The sequence below is a fragment of the Gemmata sp. genome, from assembly GCF_051859125.1.
Taxonomy (GTDB): Bacteria; Planctomycetota; Planctomycetia; order Gemmatales; family Gemmataceae; genus Gemmata.
The window spans coordinates 46,053-66,753 of record NZ_JBHYGG010000113.1; the positions used below are offsets into that span (position 1 = coordinate 46,053).

20 protein-coding genes are annotated in these 20,701 nt (G+C 71.0%); 11 read left to right on the forward strand and 9 right to left on the reverse strand.

Annotation, left to right across the window (positions count from 1 at the left end):
- Positions 1-83: 83 nt before the first annotated feature.
- Positions 84-317 carry a hypothetical protein gene (locus ACTIGN_RS12605; RefSeq protein ID WP_439624285.1) on the reverse strand — a complete coding sequence of 78 codons (234 nt, stop codon included), beginning with the start codon at positions 315-317 and terminating at the stop codon, positions 84-86.
- Positions 318-473: 156 nt separating this feature from the next.
- Here ACTIGN_RS12605 and ACTIGN_RS12610 point away from each other — a divergent pair, with 156 nt between their 5' ends.
- On the forward strand, positions 474-689 hold the full coding sequence (locus ACTIGN_RS12610; protein WP_439624287.1) for a hypothetical protein: 216 nt from the start codon (positions 474-476) through the stop codon (positions 687-689).
- 50 nt (positions 690-739) lie between these two features.
- Positions 740-2,260: a 4-alpha-glucanotransferase gene (gene malQ, locus ACTIGN_RS12615; protein ID WP_439624289.1), complete on the forward strand. Its 1,521-nt coding sequence runs from the start codon at positions 740-742 to the stop codon at positions 2,258-2,260.
- A gap of 52 nt (positions 2,261-2,312) precedes the next feature.
- Here the strand turns inward: malQ and ACTIGN_RS12620 are convergent, their stop codons facing one another.
- A complete protein-coding gene (locus tag ACTIGN_RS12620) occupies positions 2,313-3,716 on the reverse strand; it encodes a DUF1570 domain-containing protein (RefSeq protein WP_439624291.1) in 1,404 nt (467 codons plus the stop codon).
- A 134-nt stretch (positions 3,717-3,850) separates the two neighbouring features.
- On the opposite strand from ACTIGN_RS12620, the gene ACTIGN_RS12625 reads away from it, so the two are divergent.
- From ACTIGN_RS12625 to ACTIGN_RS12635, 3 genes are all read left to right on the forward strand, one after another.
- The gene (locus ACTIGN_RS12625; protein WP_439624293.1) at positions 3,851-4,444 is read left to right on the forward strand and encodes a Uma2 family endonuclease; all 594 of its coding nucleotides are present in this window, start codon (positions 3,851-3,853) and stop codon (positions 4,442-4,444) included.
- Positions 4,445-4,531: 87 nt separating this feature from the next.
- The gene (locus ACTIGN_RS12630) at positions 4,532-5,551 is read left to right on the forward strand and encodes a DUF1559 family PulG-like putative transporter (protein ID WP_439624295.1); all 1,020 of its coding nucleotides are present in this window, start codon (positions 4,532-4,534) and stop codon (positions 5,549-5,551) included.
- 62 nt (positions 5,552-5,613) lie between these two features.
- Positions 5,614-6,996, forward strand: coding sequence for a homoserine dehydrogenase (locus ACTIGN_RS12635; protein ID WP_439624296.1), 1,383 nt, complete (start codon positions 5,614-5,616; stop codon positions 6,994-6,996).
- A gap of 66 nt (positions 6,997-7,062) precedes the next feature.
- On the opposite strand, the gene ACTIGN_RS12640 is transcribed toward ACTIGN_RS12635, so the two are convergent.
- The 4 genes from ACTIGN_RS12640 to ACTIGN_RS12655 form a co-directional block, all read right to left on the reverse strand.
- On the reverse strand, positions 7,063-7,950 hold the full coding sequence (locus ACTIGN_RS12640) for a tetratricopeptide repeat protein (RefSeq protein WP_439624298.1): 888 nt from the start codon (positions 7,948-7,950) through the stop codon (positions 7,063-7,065).
- Positions 7,951-8,033: 83 nt separating this feature from the next.
- Complete coding sequence (locus tag ACTIGN_RS12645; RefSeq protein ID WP_439624299.1) at positions 8,034-9,005, reverse strand: NAD-dependent epimerase/dehydratase family protein; 972 nt, start codon at positions 9,003-9,005, stop codon at positions 8,034-8,036.
- A 109-nt stretch (positions 9,006-9,114) separates the two neighbouring features.
- A complete protein-coding gene (locus tag ACTIGN_RS12650) occupies positions 9,115-10,008 on the reverse strand; it encodes a metallophosphoesterase (RefSeq protein ID WP_439624301.1) in 894 nt (297 codons plus the stop codon).
- A 290-nt stretch (positions 10,009-10,298) separates the two neighbouring features.
- Positions 10,299-10,613 (reverse strand): hypothetical protein, encoded by a 315-nt coding sequence (locus tag ACTIGN_RS12655; protein WP_439624303.1) that lies wholly within the window; start codon positions 10,611-10,613, stop codon positions 10,299-10,301.
- A 368-nt stretch (positions 10,614-10,981) separates the two neighbouring features.
- Between ACTIGN_RS12655 and ACTIGN_RS12660 the strand changes: the two genes are divergently transcribed.
- The 5 genes from ACTIGN_RS12660 to rarD all read left to right on the forward strand — a co-directional run bounded on the left by ACTIGN_RS12660 (position 10,982) and on the right by rarD (position 16,298).
- Entirely contained in the window at positions 10,982-11,776 is a 795-nt protein-coding gene (locus tag ACTIGN_RS12660; protein ID WP_439624305.1) for a hypothetical protein, read from the forward strand.
- Positions 11,777-11,872: 96 nt separating this feature from the next.
- Positions 11,873-13,129: a tagaturonate epimerase family protein gene (locus tag ACTIGN_RS12665; RefSeq protein WP_439624306.1), complete on the forward strand. Its 1,257-nt coding sequence runs from the start codon at positions 11,873-11,875 to the stop codon at positions 13,127-13,129.
- Between the two features lie 149 nt (positions 13,130-13,278).
- Positions 13,279-14,088 (forward strand): SDR family oxidoreductase, encoded by an 810-nt coding sequence (locus ACTIGN_RS12670; protein ID WP_439624308.1) that lies wholly within the window; start codon positions 13,279-13,281, stop codon positions 14,086-14,088.
- 51 nt (positions 14,089-14,139) lie between these two features.
- Complete coding sequence (locus ACTIGN_RS12675) at positions 14,140-15,261, forward strand: aromatic ring-hydroxylating oxygenase subunit alpha (protein WP_439624310.1); 1,122 nt, start codon at positions 14,140-14,142, stop codon at positions 15,259-15,261.
- 62 nt (positions 15,262-15,323) lie between these two features.
- Positions 15,324-16,298, forward strand: a complete 975-nt coding sequence (rarD, locus tag ACTIGN_RS12680) for an EamA family transporter RarD (RefSeq protein WP_439624312.1) — start codon at positions 15,324-15,326, stop codon at positions 16,296-16,298.
- 47 nt (positions 16,299-16,345) lie between these two features.
- On the opposite strand, the gene ACTIGN_RS12685 is transcribed toward rarD, so the two are convergent.
- The 3 genes from ACTIGN_RS12685 to dprA form a co-directional block, all read right to left on the reverse strand.
- Positions 16,346-16,579 carry a hypothetical protein gene (locus ACTIGN_RS12685; protein ID WP_439624313.1) on the reverse strand — a complete coding sequence of 78 codons (234 nt, stop codon included), beginning with the start codon at positions 16,577-16,579 and terminating at the stop codon, positions 16,346-16,348.
- A gap of 75 nt (positions 16,580-16,654) precedes the next feature.
- Positions 16,655-17,842 carry a M24 family metallopeptidase gene (locus tag ACTIGN_RS12690; protein WP_439624314.1) on the reverse strand — a complete coding sequence of 396 codons (1,188 nt, stop codon included), beginning with the start codon at positions 17,840-17,842 and terminating at the stop codon, positions 16,655-16,657.
- 81 nt (positions 17,843-17,923) lie between these two features.
- Complete coding sequence (gene dprA, locus ACTIGN_RS12695; RefSeq protein ID WP_439624316.1) at positions 17,924-19,099, reverse strand: DNA-processing protein DprA; 1,176 nt, start codon at positions 19,097-19,099, stop codon at positions 17,924-17,926.
- 110 nt (positions 19,100-19,209) lie between these two features.
- Between dprA and ACTIGN_RS12700 the strand changes: the two genes are divergently transcribed.
- On the forward strand, positions 19,210-20,208 hold the full coding sequence (locus tag ACTIGN_RS12700; protein WP_439624318.1) for a ribose-phosphate diphosphokinase: 999 nt from the start codon (positions 19,210-19,212) through the stop codon (positions 20,206-20,208).
- The last annotated feature ends 493 nt before the right edge of the window (positions 20,209-20,701 follow it).

The window sequence follows — 20,701 nt, forward strand, 5'->3', positions numbered from 1 at the left end:
CCCGCCCCCCGCGCCCACCCACTGGGGGGCCGTGTCCTATAACGGCGGGGCCGCCGTCGACCCCCCCCGGCGGCACCGCTGCGTTACTGGTTGCTCCCCATCCCCCCCGAGCCGCCCGCGTCGGGGCCGGTGTTCACCGCCCCGCCCTTGGTGTTTCCCCCGCCCGGGGCGGTCGGGTTCTGCTTCGCCGCGTCGCTGGCCTCGGCCTCGCCCCCCTCGGCGCGGCCGCCCGGGTTCGTGCCGTGTGGGGCGGTCGCGCCGCCGGTGCCGGTCGGGTTCGCGTGCTGCTGCTTCTGGTCGTTGTCAGGAGCGTTCATCGTGTCCTCCCGCGTGAAGTTGGGCGACCCCTGAATGAGGGACGAATCCCGTGCCGGAGTCGGTGAATCACGTTTGCACGGCGGCACACGAGTTGCGGCACCTCGCCCGGCTACCAGTTCTGCCGAACACTACCATTGAAGGGCAAGGGGCCGGCAATGAGCGACTACCCGAAGAAGCCCGGGACGCGCGAGGGCGGGAGCGACGATCCACCGGCCAGTCCGTACGGGCCGCACCCCAACGGGGTGGACGAGGCCGCCGGCGGGGCCGACAGCTCGCCGTTCGAGAACGAGTCGACTCCGGAACGGAAGCGCGCGGCCGAGAGCCCGCCGCAGCGCGACGCCCCGAAGCACCACGACCGCCCCACGTCGTGACCGCCCACCGCGACGGTGGCACAGCACGCCCGCACGGAGACCGACGCACGATGTCCGCCCTCGCCCCACAACCCGGCCCCCGGACCGCCGGGGTTCTCCTCCACCCCACGTCACTGCCGGGACCCTACGGGGTCGGCGACCTCGGCCCGGCGGCCCGTGCGTGGGTCGATCTGCTCGCGCGGGCGGGCCAGACGTGGTGGCAGGTGCTCCCGCTGAACCCGCCCGGGGCCGGCGACTCGCCGTACTCCGCGTTCTCGGCGTTCGCGGGCAACCCGCTGCTCGTCAGCCCCGACGACCTCGCCGCCGACGGGCTCGTGCGGGCCGACGAACTCGAAGCGGCGCGCCTCCCGGCCGGTCCGGTCAACTACCCGCTCGCGGCCGCCGCGAAGAACCGGCTCCTCGCGCGGGCCTGGGAGCGGTTCCGCGACGGGGCCGCCCCCGAGCTGCGGGGCGAATACACGGAGTTCGCCGGCGCCGCCGAGTGGCTGGAGGACTACGCGCTGTTCACCGCGATCAAGGGGGTTATGCCGGCCGGGGTGTGGGCCGACTGGCCCGCGGGCCTCGCCGCGCGGGACCCGGCCGCGCTCGGCCGCGCCCGCACCGACCTCGCAGACGCCGTCGCCCGCGAGCGGTTCGGGCAGTTCTGCTTCGCCCGGCAGCTCGCGGCGCTCCGCGGGTACGCGGCCGCCCGGGGGGTGAAGCTGCTGGGCGACATGCCCATCTTCATCTCCGGCGACTCGGCCGACGTGTGGGCCGCCCCGCACCTGTTCGACCTGGACGCCGACCGCCGCCCGCGGTTCGTCGCCGGCGTGCCGCCCGACTACTTCGCGGTGACCGGGCAGCGGTGGGGGAACCCGCAGTACAACTGGGCCGCGATGCGGGCCGACGGGTTCGCGTGGTGGGCCGCCCGGGTGCGGGCGGCGCTCGCGCAGGTGGACGCGGTCCGGCTCGACCACTTCCGCGGGTTCGAGGCGTACTGGGAGATCCCGGCCCGGTGCCCGACGGCGGTCGAGGGGCGGTGGGTCAAGGGGCCGGGGGCGGAGCTGCTGACCGCCCTCCGCGACGCGCTCGGCGAACTGCCGCTCGTCGCCGAGGACCTGGGCGTCATCACCCCCGAGGTGGACGAACTGCGGGAGCGGTTCGGGTTCCCCGGGATGCGGATCCTGCAGTTCGCGTTCGGCGGTGCGTTCGAGGCCCGGTTCCTCCCCCACGCCTTCGACCGCAACGTCGTCGCGTACACCGGCACGCACGACAACGACACCACCCGCGGGTGGCTCGCGGGGCTCACGCCGCCAGAGGTCGCGGCGCTCGAGCGGTACGCGCCCGAGGCGAGGGCCGAGCCGGTGTGGGCCCTGGTCCGCCTCGCGCTCGCGTCCGTCGCGGACACGGCGATCGTGCCGCTCCAGGACGTGCTCGACCTGGGCACCGAGGCCCGGATGAACGTCCCCGGTACGGTCGGCCCGTGGAACTGGTCGTGGCGGGCGACGGCCGAGCAACTGGCGCCCGCCGCGTTCGACCGGCTGGGCGAGCTGACCGCGACCTACGGCCGGGCCGCCGCGCCGGTGGTGTGAGCTGCGACCCGCGGTGCTGCGGCGGGCCGGCGCGCCCGGCCCGCCGCGCCGATCACTTCGCGAGGGTGCCGTCGGGGTTGAGCCTCAGCATGTAGGCGTGCCAGTCCTTCTCGAACGCGGCCGCGTCCTTGCCGGCGAGGGCCGCGAACGCCTGCCGCGGGTCGCCGCCGGTGTTCACCGCCACCAGGTACTTGCGGAACGCCTCGGTCCCGATCACCCGCTTGCCGAACGTCAGGTAGTACGCCAGCGCCCAGCTCGACAGGTACGCCCGGTTCGCGGCGGCCTTCTGGTCCGCGTGCGAGGCCAGGAACGCGTCGCGGTTGATGGTGAGCAGGTCCGCGAGCGGCACGAGCGCGGTGCCCCCCTTGCCCCGGAGCCCGTCCTTCACGCGGGCGAGCCGCTCCTTGTCGGGCGTGTCAGCCCGCAACTCGCCGGCCTCGACGACGGACGTCTCGAACACCTGCGCGAGCCCCTCGTTGAGCCACCGGGGCAGCTCGCCCGGCCCCTTGCCGGCCTTCACCGCCTCGGGCGGCAGCGGGGGGTACACGAACGTGGTGACGTAGGCGTGGAACGCCTCGTGGTACAGGACCGCGAACACGGCGGCGGTGGCCCGGTCGAACCGCGCGCCGTTCTCGCGGTCCCCGGCGAACACGCGGTTCCGCTCGACCCGCACGGCCCCGAGGTAGCGGTTGAGTTCGGGCGGCTGGTACAGCTTCCGCACCTCGCCCTCGTACTTGTCGAGCCGGGCGAGTTCCTGGGAGTGGTGGATGCGGGCGCTCTGGAGCCGGGTGCCGAGTTCCCGCAGGTCGTGCCCACAGAGCACCTGGTTGTTCGCCCGGTCGTACACCGCGGGGTTGAGCAGGAACGCCTCGCCGACCGGCCCGAGCAGCGCCTTGTACTCGTCGCGGTCCGTGGCGAGCATGATCCGCGTCGGCCGGGCGTCCTTGACCGCGGGCGGGAGGAACCGGGCGAACGCGGTGTAGATCTGCTCGAGGCGGACCGCGGACCGGCGGGTGAGTTCCTCGGACCCCGTCGATTCGAGGAAGAAGTACTCGGACTCGTACCGCCGGGCCGCGCCGGGCTTGCCGGGCCAGTCCCGGGAGACGAGTTCGAGCGAGTCCATCCGCTTCCGCTCGCCCTCGCCGCTCGGGTCGAGGTCGGCCAGCCGCTCCTTGAGGAGCGCCCGCTCGGCCTCCGGCAGCCGCTTCACCTCCTTGACCTCGGCCCGGGTGAAGTTGTCGGTGAGGGTGATGGTCGGGCGGCCCGGGGGCCGCGACACGTGCCGGAACCGGTACCCGTCCGGCCCCTCGGCGAGCAGCAGCCCCTGGAACTTCGCGCCGTTCTGGAGCGTGATCTCATCGAACGACCAGTTCGCTAGGCCCGCGGGCGGGGCCGGTTGCTGCGCGAGCGCCGCCCCGGCGAGCAGCACGGGGCAGGTGTAAGCAGCGAGGCGCATCGTGAATCGACCTCCAACGCGGTTCCTGGCTCCATCGTGCCGCGGCGCGGCCCGCGCGTCCAGGGTCAATCGCGGATGACGTTGAAGGCCGCGCGCCGCAGCGGGTATCTTCAGTGGCAAGGGAGGACCAACGGATGCTCGCAACCGCGTTCGCGAAGAGGGTGCCGCCGGGGCCGTCGCGGAACCTGCGGTGGACCGCGGACCAGTTCCACGCGCTGGGCGACCTCGGGTGCTTCACCGGCCGCCGCGCGTGGCTGCTCAACGGGGTCATCAAGGAGGACGGCCCGGTGAACCCGCCGCACGCGATCGCTGCGACCAAGACGGAAGACCTGATCCGCGACGTGTTCCGGGTCGGGCACCACGTCCGGGTCTCGAAGCCGCTGGTCACGGTCCAGGACACGGACCCCGAGCCGGACGTTGCGGTGGTGCCGGGCAAGCCGGGGGACTACCCGTCGCACCCGACGACGGCCGTTCTCGTAATCGAGGTCGCGGACACGTCGCTGCGGTCCGACATCACGGTGAAGGCGGGGCTGGACGCGACGGCGGGGGTGCCGGACCACTGGGTGCTGGACGTGGACGGGCGGCAGCTGCGGGTGTTCCGCGACCCGGACCCGATCCCCGGCGGCGGGGCCGCGTACCGGACCCAGCGTGCGTTCGGCCCGGCCGACGCCGTCGCCCCCCTCGCCGCCCCGGGCGCGCCCGTCCGGGTGGCCGACCTTCTCCCGTAATTCACCGGAGTTACTCGCCGCCGTGTGGACGCGCCGCCGCGGATCGGGCATGATAGGATTGTCGCCCCGAGTTCACCGGGACCGTCCATGTTCGCATGCACCTCGCGCCGGCGTGCCGGCCCGCGGCCGGGCTTCACCCTGATCGAGTTGCTCGTGGTCGTCGCGATCATCGCGGTGCTCATCGGGCTGTTGGTTCCCGCCGTCCAGAAGGTCCGCGAGGCCGCCAACAGGATGCGGTGCCAGGCGAACCTCAAGCAACTCGCGCTCGCGTGCCACGGGTACCACGACACCGCCATGCGGTTCCCCACGGGGGTCGAGCAGGGCGGGACGCGCTACACGTCGCTGTTCGTCGAGCTGCTCCCGCACGTGGAGCAGCAGGCGCTGTACGACCAGTGGGACTTCACGAACCCGACCTCCAACGGCGGCTGGCGGGCCGGCACCGTGGTGAAGACCTACGTGTGCCCGAGCCACCCGGGGACCGACGTGCCGGCGGCGCTCGCGTTCGGGCCGTACGCGCTGACGACCTACGGCGGCAACGGCGGCACCCGGCCGTTCCCGGCCGACACGTCGCCGTGCGACGGGATGTTCCACACGACCGGCCCGGGGTCGAAGCCGAAGGCGAACCAGGTCGGGATCCGCATCGGCGAGGTCACCGACGGGACCAGCGGCACGCTCCTCCTCGGCGAGCGGTCCGTCGGCGACGCGGCCCTCGACTCGTACCTGATCGCCCCGTTCGACGCCGCGCCGTCGCCGCCGCTCCAGCCCGCGAGCACGTACATGGCGTGGGCCCCGCCGCCCGGCCCGAGCGTCGCCGCCACGCTCGTCGGGGCCACGGTGACGGTCAACTACAAGCACGGGTCCGTGTACACGCCGCCCGAGCCGCCCCCGCCCCCGATGGTCCCGCCCCCGCCCCCGAAGGTCAGTTGGGCCACGCTCGGGCCGCAGTGGTGGGCGCGGCTCGGCGCGGTCGGCAGCTACCACCCGGGCGGCGCGAGCGTGGCGCTGGCCGACGGGAGCGTCCGGTTCGTGCCCGAAACAATCGACCTCGGCGTCCTGGGGGCGCTCTCGACGCGGGCCGGCGGGGAGGTGCTGCCGGGCGACTGGTGACGCGCGGTAGCCGCGGGGCGCGTCGTCCCGATAATACCCGGACCGCTTGGGAGTCCGGGACAATGCTCGACACGCTCGGGATCGCACTCATCGGCTGTGGCACCGTCGGCGGCGGCGTGGCCGACGTCCTGCTCCGCCACGGGGACCGGCTCGCCGCCCGCGCGGGCCGCCCGCTCGCGCTCCGCCGCGTCGTCGTCCGCGACCCGGCCAAGCTCCGCGACGGTCCCGTTCCGAAGGACCTCATCTCGACCGACCACACAACTGCCATCCACGACCCGGCCGTTCACGTCGTCGTCGAACTCATCGGCGGCACCACCACGGCGAAGAAGGTGGTGCTCGACGCGCTGGCGGCCGGCAAGCACGTCGTCACCGCGAACAAGGCGCTGCTCGCCGAGGCCGGGCACGAGATCTTCGAGGCCGCGCGCAGGACCGAGCGGGCCGTGTGCTTCGAGGCCGCGGTCGCCGGCGGGGTGCCCATCATCCGAGCGCTGGGCGAGAGCCTCGCGGCCAACCAGGTGACGGCGATCCAGGGCATCCTCAACGGCACGTCGAACTTCATCCTCACCGCGATGGCCGAGCGGGGCATGACCTACGCCGCGGCGCTGGCCGAGGCGCAGCGGCTCGGGTACGCCGAGGCCGACCCGACCCTCGACGTGGACGGGTCCGACGCGGCCCACAAGCTCGCGATCCTCGCGCAGATCGCGTTCGGCGTGACCGCGAAGCCGACCGACATCGAGCGCCAGGGGATCGACACCCTCGACGCGATGGACATCCGGTTCGCCGACGAACTCGGGTACACGATCAAGCTGCTCGCCGAGGCGTGGACCTCCGGAACGCGGAATGCGGAACCCGGAGTGCGGAATGAGAAACAGCCTGACTCTTCGGACTCCGCACTCCGCACTCCGCACTCCGCACTTGGAGTGGCGCTTCACGTCGCCCCGGTGCTGCTGCGGCACACCGACCTGCTGGCGCAGGTCCGCGGGGCGTACAACGCGGTGCTGGTGCGTGGCGACGTGGTAGGCGAGACGCTGTACCAGGGGCCAGGGGCGGGCCGCGGGCCGACCGCGAGTTCGGTCCTCGCGGACCTGATCGACCTCGCCGTCGGTCGCGCACAGCGGACGTTCGCGGCGGCGCAATTGTGGTCGAAGGCGAGCAAGGGGTTCGCGATCGAACCGCCCGAGCGGGTGCGGAGCCGGTTCTACCTGCGGTTGCTCGTCGCGGACAAGCCGGGCGTGCTGGCCGACGTGACCCGCATCCTGGCCGACGAGCAGATCAGCATTTCGAGCGTGGTGCAGCACGAGGCGGCCGAGACCGGCGGCAGCCCGGTGCCGCTCGTGATCGTGACCCACGCCGCCGAAACCGGCCGGTTCAAGCAGGCGCTCGCGAAGATCAACCGCCTCGCAACCGCCGCCGCCCCCGCCGTCTTCTTCAGCATGGGCGATTGACCCGCTCACGTGCGGTGCCGGGTGCGAGTGGGGCCGGTCGGGGTAGGGTGCGTCGAGCCCCGCTTCTCACACCGCGGCCAGGCGGCGGCGGGCCTCGGCGACTAACAGTTCCAGGTTCCCCTTCCCCTCCGGGCGGAGGGACAAGTAGTGCGCGAGGTCGCGCTCGGCGGCGACCTCGTCGCCGCGGAGCATCTGGATGACCCCGCGGCGGGCGTAGTGGATCGCGTCGTCCGGGTTCTTGAGCAGGTGATTGTTGCACTGCTCCAGCGTGACGCACGGCTCCTGTCGCGCGGCGCTCACAAGTCCCGAGACCACGAGCTTCGCGCTCACCGCGGGGTTGATCGCGAAGGCCCGCCGGAAGTCGAGCGTCGCGGCGGCCAGGCCGCAGTGGTAGCGGGCGTTCGCGCGGGCGACGTACCCCAGAACGAGCCGCGGGTCGAGCGCCAGCGCCCGGTCGCAGTCGGGGATCGCCTGGCGGCACAACCCCAGGCCGTTCAGTGCGGCGGCGCGTGCGGCGTAGGCCGGGGCGAGGCGCGGGTCCAGGGCCAGCGCCCGGTCGCAGTCGGCGATCGACCCGTGGAAGTCGTGCAGCCCGTACCGAGCCACGGCGCGGCAGTGGTACACCCCCGCCTTGCCCGGGTTCAGGGCCAGCGCCTGATCACAGTCAGCAACCGCACCGGCGTAGTCGTTCAGGGCGGTCCGCACCGCGGCGCGGTTGAAGAGCGCCCCGACGAGGACCGGTTGCAGGGCGAGCGCGCGGTCGCAGTCCGCGAGTGCCCCGGTGAGGTCGCCGAGGTTGTAGCGGGCCGCGCCGCGGGTGTTGTAGGCGTGCGCATGGTTCGGGTTAATGTGCAGGGCGTCGTCGCACGCCGCGATCGCACCGGCGAAGTCACCGGCGGCGTAGCAGTTCACAGCAGTCCAGGCGTGGCGGTCGGACGCGGGGAGGAAGTCCATGGCGCGTGTCCGGCGGGCGAGGGCCGCGCGTGGCGAATCGCCGGCTCGGTCCGGCGGTCCCGCCCCGCGCCCTCAACCAGACATCATACGCCCCGCGAGGCGACGGCGTTCTCGGCGGTCTCCAGGTACCACTCCACCGTCTTCTCCAGCCCGTCCTCGAAGCTGAAGATCGGCTCGTAGCCGATGTCCTCGCGGGTGTTGCGGATGTCGGCCTTCGAGAACCGCACGTCGCCCGCCCGCGACGGCCCGAACACCGGGCTCAGGTTCGTGCCCAGGGCGCGGTTCAGCGCCTTTACCAGGTCGAGGACGGTGACCGTGCGGCCGGTGCCGACGTTGTACACGTTGCCCGACACCTCGGGCGCCTCCGCGGCCCGCATCAGCGCCTCGACCGCGTTCAGCACGTAGGTGAAGTCGCGGGACTGGAGCCCGTCGCCCTGCACCGTCGGCCGCTTGCCCCGCATCATCATGTCGGTGAACAGCGCGATCACGCCCGAGTACGGGCTGTCGGCCCGCTGCCGCGGCCCGAAGATGTTGAAGAACCGGAGCCGCACGGTCTCGATGCCGTAGGTGTGCGCGAACGCCTGCATGTACAGCTCGCCGGCGAGCTTCGCCGCGGCGTACGGCGACTTCGCGACGACCTGCAGGTTCTCGCCCTGGCCCATCGAGCTGCCCATCGCCCCGCCGTAGGCGCTCGAACTCGCCGCGTACACGACCCGCCGCACGCCGCACTTCCGGGCCGCGTCGAGCAGGTTCAGGGTGCCGGTGGCGCAGGCCGCGTGCGTGGCGACCGGGTTCTCGACGCTCCGGGCCACCGACGCCAGCGCGCCGAGGTGGTACACGACCCCGACCCCGTGCATCGCCTGCGCGACCGCGGCCGGGTCGGTCAGGCTCCCCTCCACGAGTTCGGGGGTCGGGTCGAGGTGCGCCAGGTTGGACCAGAGGCCGGTGCTGAAGTCGTCGAGCACCCGGACCGGGCGGCCGCGGAGGGCCAGTTGTTCGGCAAGGTGCGAGCCGATGAACCCGGCCCCGCCGGTGATGAGGGTAAGCTCGTCCACGTCGCCTCCGTGCGGCAGTGTCGTGAGGTGTCTGGTGCGTGCGCCGCACCCGGGACTCCGTTGCCCGGGGCGGTCGCCGCCAAGCCTACCCGCTCGCCGCGGCCCGTGTCTACTCCGGGTTGAGCGTGAACACCGCGACCTCGGGGCGGACCCCGAACCGGAACCGCCACCCGAACCCGACACCCTTGTTCACGTAGACGTGCCCGCCCCCGTGCCGGTACAGCCCGGCGGCCCACCGCTTCGCCCGCTTGTTCAGCAGGATGCGGCCCAGCCCCGGCCAGTCGACCTGCCCGCCGTGCGTGTGGCCGCTCAGGGTCAGGTCGGCCCGGCACCCGCCGAACCCCTCGACCGACTGCGGGTTGTGGGCCAGCACCACCCGCGGCGTGTCCGGGCACTCGCGGCCGAGCGCGGCCCCCGGGTCGGCCTCGCCGCTCCACAGGTCGTCGACCCCGGCGACCACCAGCCCGGCCCCGCCGCGGTCGAGCCGCACGGCCCGGTTCCGCAGCACGCTCACCCCCTCGGACTCGAGCGCGTCGGCCACGGCCGCGCCCAACCCGGCGTGCCGGCGGACGCCGCGGGGCGTGTGGACCGAAAAGTCGTGGTTGCCGAGGACGCCGTACACCCCGAGCGGGGCCTTGAGGTGCCGGAACAGCCTCGCCGCCGAGCGGACGTGCTTCGGCCCGCGGTCGATGAAGTCGCCGGTCAGCGCGATCAGGTCGGGCGCTTCCGCGGTCGCCCGGGCAAGCGCGTCCTCAATGTACCCGTGCGGGATGTGGCGGCCGAAGTGGAAGTCGGTGAGGTGCGCGACCTTCACCCCGTGGAACGCGGCCGGGAGCCCGCGGACCCGGAGGCCCACGCGGTTCACTTCGAGCCACGTCGGCTCGACGTGGTACGCGTACCCGACCCGGGCCCAGTTGCGGCCGAGGAACCCGGCGACGCGGGCCTGGACCGTCGGCCGCTTCGGGACCGCGTAGACGTGGTGCGGGAGGAAGGGCGGCTTCACACGACGGCCTCGGGGTGACCACCGGACGCGGTACGGGCCGCCCCATTCTAGGTGAGCGCCGGCCCGGAGTGGTTGCGAGAAATCCGACGAGTGCGTGTGGATTCGGGCAAGCGGGGGGCGTGAGGCCCCCGGTGTGTGGGAATCGCGGTTCTGCCGGGGGACTCACGCCCCCCGCTCGCCAGGAGGCCCGACACAACAGGCACAACCAGTCCGACCGGTCGCCCCCGAGTCCGGCGTGCGGCAACGAAAAACGGGATGGGGGCGCCCCCATCCCGTCGCGGCGCTCGCACTCACTCGTCGTCTTCTTCTTCGTCCTCGTCGTCGTCGTCGTCGTCGTCGTCATCGAGGTCGTCGTCTAGGTCGTCGTCGAACTCCTCGTCGTCGAACTCCTCGTCATCGAACTCCTCGTCGTCGAGGTCGTCGTCGAGGTCGTCGTCGAGGTCGTCGTCCTCGTCGTCGTCGTCCTCGTCCTCGTCATCGTCTTCCACGTCGTCCTCGTCGTCGGCCGCGGCGACCAGGAACGGGGAGGCGGGCGGGACGGGCCACGGAGCCGATTCCTCGGCGGTGGCGAGTCCCGGGGGCACCAGGAGGCTGCGACGGGCCATCAGGCTTTCCTCGTGTACGGGTTAACGGCCGGCGGACCCCAAGAACCACACAGCTATCGGCTTCCGCAGGCCCGGACTCTAACTCGATGCGGCGGGACGTGCGACTCGCCACTCCCCACCGGCGCGAACGTTCGGTTTCAGTCGGCCGCACCGGTTCTCGGGGAACACAAGCCGTTCCCCGGGCGTGGCCGGTCAAAGGTAGTCGCTTCTTAGTAAACGATTTCGGGGCCGTCAAGCGAGGGAAGAGTGAAATTCCCTTCCCGCGCAACCCATCACCACATCAGCATTTGGGCGACCCGCGGGGCGGGTTGGTACAATTCCGACCGCGCCCGTGTGCGCCCGCTCGAGCCCGAACCGGTGACCGACTTATGCCCACCGACAGCGATTCGCCCCCGCCCCGCCCCGACTGGGCGCTGGTCGCCAACCCGGAGATGGCCGACGGCGGCCCGCGGTACACCGAGACCCCCGCCGACCCGTTCGCGGCGGGCGGCCCCGCGGTCGCCGAGCCGTGGAACGCGGCGACCGCGGCGCTGTTCGTCGCACTCGTGGCGGTTTGGGCGTGGCGACTCAATGGCCGCTACCTTGCTTACCCGTTCCTGTGCTGCTGTCTGCCGATCCTCTTGGCCGGCGGCGTCGGCGGCACGCTCTATCACGCGACCCGCACACGGTACGCCTACTTCCTGCTCGACGTGGTTCCGATCTCGGTGCTGGGCCTGGCCGGGGCGGTGTTCGTCGCGGTGCGGTTCTGGGGCCGCCGCGGGTGGCGGTACGTCCCCGGCGCGGCGGCGTTCTACGTCGCGGTGAACGCGCTCCTCTTCCGCGCGATCGGCCCCGGCCGCACGCTCGCCGTCAACCTGTCCTACGCGGCGCTCGCGCTGGTGGTCGTGCTGCCGGTCTCGGTCGCGCTCGTGCGGACCCGGTTCCGGCACGGCGGCTGGTTCCTGGCCGGGCTGGTCGCGTTCGCCATCGCGTGGTGCTTCCGCCTCATCGACCTCCGCATCGGCTCGCTGCTGCCGATGGGGAGCCACTGGCTGTGGCACCTGTTCGGCTGCGCCGCGACCGCGCTCCTGATCGAGTACTTCTACCGCATCGAGGGGGAACGAGGAGGATTCACCGCTGAGAACGCCGAGAGAACAGCGCACGGTCCGCAACCAAAGCTCTGAATTCGGGATCTTCTCCACGCCCCGTACGCCCTGTGCGGTGAATACTCTTCGGCTTCGATACAACAACGCCACCCACATTCTCCCGAGGTTCTCTCAGTGCCCACGCTCGCCAAGTATTCCGTCGGGGTCGGTGACCGGTTCGCGCACCAGGCGAAGGCGCAACTGAATGCGTGCGTCCTCGCGGCCGCACAGGGGGCCGAGGTCGTCCCGGTGTGGAACAAGTCGAACCGCGAGCACACGATCATCGGCTCGGAGCCGGGCAGCGTGCGGGCGTCGGCCGACGCCGCAGTGAAGGCGCTCGGCTGGGCGAAACCGTACCACGTCGACGCCGACCACATCCGCCTCGAAACCGTCGATCGGTTCCTCGCGGCGTGCGACTTCTACACCATCGACGTCGCCGATTCGATTGGCCAGCCGGCCGCGCCCGAAGCGGTGGCGGCATTCGTCGAGCGGCACCCGGAACTGGCCGGCTCAATCGCGATCCCCGGCGTGTCGTCGCCGTTCACCACGACCCGGGCCGACGTCGAGCGGGTCGCGGCGAAGTACCTCAAGGCGGTGCAGGACGCCGGCGCGATCTACCGCAAGATCGCCGCCGCGAAGGGGGCCGACAACGTCATCGCCGAGGTCTCGATGGACGAGACCGACGCCCCGCAGACGCCGCCGGAACTGCTCCTCATCCTCGCCGCACTCGCCGACGAGAACGTGCCGGTGCAGACGATCGCCCCGAAGTTCACCGGCCGGTTCAACAAGGGGGTCGACTACGTCGGCGACCTCGCGCAGTTCGAGAAGGAGTTCCGCGACGACCTCGCCGTGATCGCGTTCGCGGTGAAGACCTACGGGCTACCGGCCAACCTGAAGCTGAGCGTCCACTCGGGCAGCGACAAGTTCTCGATCTATGGCCCGATGCGCCGCGCGATCCGGGACACGGGGGCCGGGCTGCACCTGAAGACCGCCGGCACGACGTGGCTCGAAGAGGTGATCGGCCTCGCCGAGACCGGCGGCGCGGGCCTCGACATGGCGAAGGAGATCTACGCCGGCGCGCTGAAGAAGAAGGACGAACTCTGCGCGCCCTACGCGACCGTCATCGACATCGACGCCGCGAAGCTCCCGGCCGCCGAGGCGGTGAAGGGTTGGACCTCCGAGCAGTTCGTCGCGGCGCTGCGGCACGAGCCGGCGAACCCGGCGTTCAACGCCTCACTGCGGCAGTTGGTCCACGTCGGGTTCAAGATCGCCGCGCAGATGGGCGACCGCTACCTCGCGATGCTCAAGGCGTGCGAGCCGGCCGTGTCGCGGAACGTCACCGGCAACCTGTACGACCGGCACCTGAAGCCACTGTTTATCAATCAGGACTAACTACAGCAGAATGACCAACCACAGAGGCACAGAGACACAGAGAAAACCAAGACAGAGACAAGGCATCTCTTGAGGTCGCTCCTCTCTTCTGTTTTCTCTGTGTCTCCGTGCCTCTGTGGTTGGTTCCTGCAATTTGAACGGGAACTCACATGACCAACTTGTTCGATCTCACCGGCGAAGTCGCGGCCGTGTTCGGCGGCACCGGGGTTCTGGGCGGCGCGATGGCCGACGCGCTCGCGGCCGCGGGCGCGAGGGTCGCCATCCTGGGGCGCAGCGCCGAGCGCGGCACCGAGCGCGTGCGGGCCATCGAGGCGGCCGGCGGCACCGCGTTCTTCCAGCAGGCCGACGCGATGAGCCGCGCGTCGCTGACCGCGGCCCGCGACGCGATCACCGCGAAGTACGGCACCCCCACCGTGCTCATCAACGGGGCCGGGGGGAACAAGCCCGAGGGCACCATCATGCCCGGCGGCGACTTCTGCAAGATGGGGATGGAGGGCTGGAACGCGGTTTTCGACCTGAACCTCGTCGGCGGCACGCTGCTCCCGTGCCAGATCTTCGGCGAGTCGATGGTCGCGGCCGGCAAGGGGAGCATCATCAACATCGCGTCGATGTCGAGCATCGTCCCGCTGTCGCGGGTGGTGGCGTACTCGGCGTCGAAGGCCGCGGTGCTGAACCTGACGCTGTGGCTGGCCCGCGAGTGGGCGACGAAGGGGGTGCGGGTGAACGCGATCAGCCCGGGGTTCTTCCCGGCCGAGCAGAACCGCCGGATGCTGATGAAGGACGACGGCACGTACACCGAGCGCGGCCAGTCGATCATCGGGCACACGCCGATGGGCCGGTTCGGCACGGCCGAGGAACTCGCCGGCGCGACGGTGTGGCTCGCGGCCCCGCGGGCGAGCGCCTTCGTGACCGGGCAGAACATCGTCGTGGACGGCGGGTTCTCGTCGGTGACGATATGATGCAGTACGCCCCCGGGTCACAACCCGGGGGCTTCTGAAAGGTCACATCTCATGAGCGGTACACTTCAAGGTCTGCTGGCGCAGTTCGACCCGTCGGTCCCGCTGGAGCGGGCGCACTGCCTCCCGAACACCTGGTACACGTCGCCCGAGGTCGCGCGCCTGGAGCGCGACGCGGTGTTCGCGCGGACGTGGCAGGTCGCCGGGCGGCGCGAGCTGGTCGCGACCCCGGGGCAGTTCCTCACGACCGACGTGGCCGACGAACCGGTCCTGGTCGTCCGCGACGACGGCGTGCTGCGGGCGTTCGTGAACGTGTGCCGGCACCGGGCGGCGCGTGTGTGCAGCGAGGCGTGCGGCACGGTCACCAAGCTGCGGTGCCACTACCACGGCTGGACCTACGACCTGAGCGGCAACCTCCGCGGCGTGCCGGAATTCGACGGCGTCGAGGGGTTCCGCCGCGAGGACAACGGGCTGCCGCCGGTGAGCGTCGCCGAGTGGGGGCCGTACGTGTGGGTGCACCTGGAGAAACCGGCCGAACCTCTGGAGCAGTTCCTCGCTCCATTGCCGGCGTGGGCCGCATCGCGGGACGCGCTGACGGGCTTCGTGTGGCACGTGCGCAAGACCTACGACCTCGCGTGCAACTGGAAGGTGTACGTCGACAACTACCTCGACGGCGGCTACCACGTGAACACCATCCACCCCGGGCTCGCGGGGGTGCTCGACTACCGCGAGTACCGCACCGTGCCCGAGGGCAACACGGTGCTCCAGAGCAGCCCGATGAAGCCGGGCGAGGGCGGGGCCGGCCGCACGCGAATCGGCGACGCCGCGGCGTACTGGTGGGTGTTCCCGAACGCGATGGTGAACGTGTACTCGGGCGTGCTCGACACGAACGTCGTGGTGCCGCTCGCGGTGGACCGGTGCCGGGTGGTCTTCGACCTGTACTTCGCGCCCGACGCGGACCCCGAGTTCGTCCGCGAGAGTCTGATCGTGACGGACGAGGTGCAGACCGAAGACGTCGGCGTGTGCGAGGAAGTGCAGCGGAACCTGAACAGCCGCAGCTACCAGACCGGCCGGTACAGCGTGAAGCGCGAGAACGGCGAGCACTACTTCCACACCATGCTCGCGCGGCGGTTGCAGTTGTTCCAGGCGAGCGGGGGGCGTGAGCCCCCCGAGTGATCCTCCTTGAAAGTCACTCGGGGGGCTCACGCCCCCCGCTCGCCCAATCAGGGGAGGTTGAGGTGTCTGATCCTGCGGCGGCGAGGTTCCGGTCCGGGCTGGGGTTCGGGCTGATCGCGTACTCGTGGTGGGGGCTCGTGCCCCTCTACTTCTCGGCCCTCGGCGCGTACGGCATCCCCGCCGAAGAGATCCTCGCGCACCGCATCACCTGGTCGCTGCCGGTCATGGCCGCCATCACCGCGGTCGTCGGCGGGTGGGGTAACCTGTACCGCGTGCTGCGGAGCCGCAAGCTCGTCCTGACGCTGCTCGTGTCGTCCACGCTCCTCGCGGTGAACTGGCTGCTCTACATCTACGCCACGGTGACCAACCGCGTTCCCGAGGCGAGCCTCGGCTACTACATGATGCCGCTGGTGAACGCGGCGCTGGGCACGCTCGTGCTCGGCGAGAAGCTGCGGCCGGCGCACTTCCCGGCGCTGGCGCTCGTGGCGATCGGCGTGGCGATCCCGTGCATCGTCGGCGGGTACTTCCCGTGGCTGGCGATCTCGCTCACGGTGTCGTTCGGGCTGTACGGACTGGTGCGGAAGCAGGTCGCCGTGGAGAGCGCGACCGGCCTGACGGTCGAGACGCTGCTGATGCTGCCGGTGTCGCTGGCGGGGCTGATTTACCTGTGGGCGGTGGGCCGGAACCACATGGGCGGCGAACTCGGCCTGAGCGCGCTGATCGCGTTCAGCGGCATCGTGACCGTGGTGCCGCTCATCACCTTCACGCTGTCGATTCGCCGCCTGCCGCTCCTGGCCGTGAGCTTCATCCAGTTCCTGTCGCCGACGATCCAGTTGATCCTGGCGGTGTTCGTGCTCAAGCACACCGTCGAGCCCGGGTTCCCCGCCGCGTTCGCGTGCGTGTTCGCCGCGGTGCTGATCTTCGTCGGCGACGCCGTGTGGCAGGCCCGAGCGAGGATGCGCAAAGCGATCCGGGACCGCGAGCGCCCCGAGGCGACGCTGAGATCGCTCACGCTCCCAGCGTGTCGAGACGCTTGAACCTCGTGTGCGAAGAACCCCGGGTGGCCCGGGGTTCTTTTGTTCTGTCACGTCGCGGGGGGGACATCAACCGGTTCCGTGTGGGTGATGCTCATGTTCTCGAGCAGGTGGATGATCTCCCCGTCTCCCGCCTTGCCCGGAAGCCCGAGAGCCGAGGTGATCGGACCGACCATGAACCACTCGGGACTCGTCACGGGGTACGAGTGGCCGCTCGCCATGTAGACCTTGAACGGCCGGAACGGCGTGGCGCGCAACATCGAGCGAAGTTGTTCGGGGGCCATTCGCAATCCTCCTGAGGTGAATACCGGTGCGACGCCTGCACCGACCATATCGTCAGGTTAACGCACCGCCCTCCCTCACACCACGATGCGGTGGATCTCGGTCTGGAGGTCGCCGCCGGTGACGTGGACGGTGCCGGCCGCGTCGATGAAGACGTCCACCTCGCTCCGCACACCGAACTCGGGCAGGTAGATGCCGGGCTCGATGCTGAAGCACGTCCGCGGGATGATGAGCCGGTCGTCGCGGGTCTCCAGGCCGTCGATGTGCGCGCCGTTGCCGTGGACCTCCTGGCCGATGTTGTGCCCGGTGCGGTGCGGGTAGTTTTCGCCGTACCCGGCCGCTTCGATCACCGCCCGCGTCGCGTTGTCGACCTCCCAGCCGCGCAAGGGGCGCTTCGCGACGAAGGCGTCCTTGACGCACGTGATGCCGGCGTCGCGCGCCGCGGCGACCACGGTGAACACCTTCGCGTACTTCTCGGGCACGGTGTCGCCGATGAACACGGTGCGGGTGTAGTCGGCGTACACGGCCCGCGGGCGGTTCATCTTCGCCCACAGGTCGATCAGCACGAACGAGCCCTTCTCGATCGGCGTGTCGGTGGCCGGCGACGTGTCGAAGTGCGGGTCGCCGCTGTGCGGGCCGACGCCCACGATCGGCGGGCTGTACGTCGTCATGCCGCTGTCGGCGAAGTGCTTCAGGATCCGCGCCTGCACCGCGGTCTCCATCACCTTGCCCTTCGCTTTGATCTCGTCGGCGATGAACGCGAACGCGATGTCGTAGGCGGCCCGGCACAGCTTCGCGGCCTCGAAGTGCGACTTCTCCTGGTCCGCGTCCCACACCGCCTCGAAGAGCTGGATCAGGTCGCCCGAAGGCACGACCTCGCACCCGAACGACCGCACCAACTCGATGGTGCCGGCATCGACCCGGCTGATGTACGGGTTCGCGTTCCGCGGGCTGTACTCCATCGCCACCTTCTTCGCGCCGCTCAGAAGCGCGCCGACGCCGGCTTCGAGTTCCTGCCAGCGGCGGTAGGTGGTCTTCGAGCCGGCGAGGTGGTCGAGCGACGCGGGCTCGATCGCGTGGACGAGCTTCTTCGGCTCGCCGCTCGCCGGGACGAAGTAGAACCACCGCCGCGAGAGCAGCGACTTCTTGTCGGCGAGGCCGACCACGCGCTGGGCGAGGACGTTCAGCCCGCGGAAGTCGTACAGGAGCCAGCCGTCGACTCCGGACTCGCGGACCGCCGCCTGGACTGCGTTCAGATCGAACACGGAGATTCCTCGAAGTGGTGGTGTCGTTGACACGTTACGGACGAGTTGGGGGGTATTGCTATTCACGCCGCCCCGCCGCGGTCACCGGCGTTCGTAGAAGTTGCCCGGCATGCGGCGCACGACCTTCTTCATCTCGAGCTGCATCAGGACACGCGACAGCTCCGCGACCGGTACCCCGAGCTCGCGGGTGAGTTCGTCGGCGTGCTTGCGGACAGCGAGCGCATCGAAGACGCGCTGCTGCGTCGCGTCGAGTTGCGGGGGCGGCGGGGGCGGTGGTTCGGGCGAGCGGGGGGCGTCAGCCCCCCGAGGACGCGCCATCCCAGACAGCTCATGGGGCTGACGCCCCCCGCTCGCCGGGGTCGGGTCGGTCGCGAGTCCCTTCAGGTCTTCGAGGACGTCGTCGGCCGTTCGCACGAGCCGCGCGCCGGCGCGGATCAGTTCCAGGCACCCGGCGCTCGCGGTGTCGTCCACGCGGCCGGGCACGGCGTACACCTCGCGGCCCTGCTCCGCGGCGTGCCGGGCCGTGATGAGCGCGCCGCTGCGGGCGTTCGCCTCCACCACAACCACCGCCCGCGACAGCCCGCTGATGACGCGGTTCCGCGCCGGGAACATGCCGGGCTGCGGGTCCATCCCCATCGGCGTTTCCGTGACGAGGCACCCGCGGCCGTTCGCGATCTGCGCCGCGAGGTCGGCGTGCTCGGGCGGGTAGATCTTCGAGAGCCCGCCGGCCAGCGCCGCGACCGTGCGGCCGCCGGCGTCGAGCGCGCCGCGGTGGGCCGCACCGTCGATCCCACGGGCCAGCCCCGAGACGACCGTGTACCCGGCCCGTGCGAGTTCGCGGGCCAGTTGCGCGGCGACCTTCAACCCGTACGGGGTGCAACTCCGCGAGCCGACGATGCCGACCGCGTTCGCGTCGGCGGCCAGCCACTCGCCGCGGAGGTACAGGAGCGGCGGCGGGGCCGGCACCTTTGCGAGCGGGCCGGGGTAGTCTTCGAGCCCCAGTGCGACCGCGTGCGAGCCGTGCTTCTCCATCAGCCGCAGCTCGGGCTCGACGTCCACGGTGCGGAGCGCCGCCGCGAGGTCGGCCGCGGTCTTCGCGCCGATGTGCGGGATCTCGGCGAGTTGCGCGGCGGTCGCCCGGAGCGCGGCGGCCGCGGAGCCGAACCGCTCGATGAGCGCCGCGGTGAGCTTCGGCCCCAGCCCCGGCACGAGGGCGAGCGCCAGGTGGTCGCGGGCCGCGTCGGGGTCATTGGGCATTGGGGGGTCCTGGGCAAGTCGGCAAGTCGGGGGTTACCCGATGATAACTGGCAATCGGTACCCTCCAATCGCATAATGCACTTCTCACGGATGCAGCGGAGGGCCGACCGGTGTTTGGCAACGGTAACAACCACAAGCTCAAGATCTTCAGCGGCCGGGCGAACCGCCCCCTGGCCGAGAAGATCGCCGTCGACCTGGGCGGGGCGCTCGGCCGCATCGACATCCGCGACTTCCCGGACGGCGAGACCAGCGTCCGCATCGACGAGGACGTCCGCGGCCGCGACGTGTTCATCGTGCAGCCGGTCTGCACCCCGGTGAACCAGCACCTGATGGAACTGCTGATCCTGCTGGACGCCTTCAAGCGGGCCAGCCCGGCCCGGATCACCGCCGTGCTGCCGTACTACGGGTACGCCCGCCAGGACCGCAAGGACAAGGGGCGCGTCCCCATCTCCGCGAAGCTGGTCGCCAACCTCATCACCAAGGCCGGGGCCGACCGGGTGCTGGCCCTCGACCTGCACGCGGCCCAGATCCAGGGGTTCTTCGACATCCCGGTCGACCACCTGTACGCGGTCAAGGAACTCGCCAAGCACATGCGGTCGCTGAACATCCCGCCCGAGGAACTGGTGGTGCTGAGCCCGGACGAGGGGAGCATCAAGAAGGCGCTCGACTTCCAGAAGAACGTGGGCGGGGACATCGCGATCATCAACAAGCAGCGGACCAGCGCGACCGAGGTGAAGCAGGGGCACCTGATCGGCGCGCCGCTCGACGGGAAGACGGTCGTGGTGTACGACGACCTGATCTCGACGGCCGGCACCATCGTCGGGGCGGTCCGGGTGGCGCACGCCCACGGCGCGAAGAACATCTACATCGGGGCCACCCACGGGGTGCTGTGCGGGAAGGCCATCGAGAAGCTCAAGGAGGTCAGCCGGGACTGCAACCTGACGCAGATCGCGGTGACCGACAGCGTGCCCATCCCCGCGGAGAAGATGCTCCCGAACATGAAGGTGATCTCTGTCGCCGGGCTGTTCGCCAAGGCGATCCAGCGGATCCACGGGAACGAGTCGATCAGCGCCCTGTTCACCGACGAGAGCCCGGCCGAGAAGCGGTAGCGGCCCAACCTGGGGCGGTAAGGAATACCGAGTTGGTCCACGGAAGCCGAATAAGGATCCATCGCGTGAAGCGGCCGCTGCGACTTTTCTGGAAGGGCGTCCTGTCCACGGCGGTCGGGCTGACGGCGGCGATCCTCGGGGCCACGGGCTCCGTCGGCGCCGAGGAGCCGCGCGAGGTCGCACGAATCATCATTGAAGGGAGCACCGACACGCGGGATTCGGTCATCCTCCGACACGTTCGCATCGCGAGTGGAGTTCAGGTTCGGGCGGCAGACTTGAAGCGCGCGGAGGAGCGACTCTCAGCGTCCAAGTTGTTCCAAGCTGGCCCCGGTCGAGGGTCATCAGTGACCCTGAGTCCGAACGACTTCGACGTCAAGAGGTTCGACCTGCGGATCCGTATCGCGGAACAGCCGTGGAACGGAGTGACCTGGGGTGTCGCAGACGCGTGGGCTGCCGCCCGTGCGCGTAACTTGCTCGAGACGCTTCGGGCCGT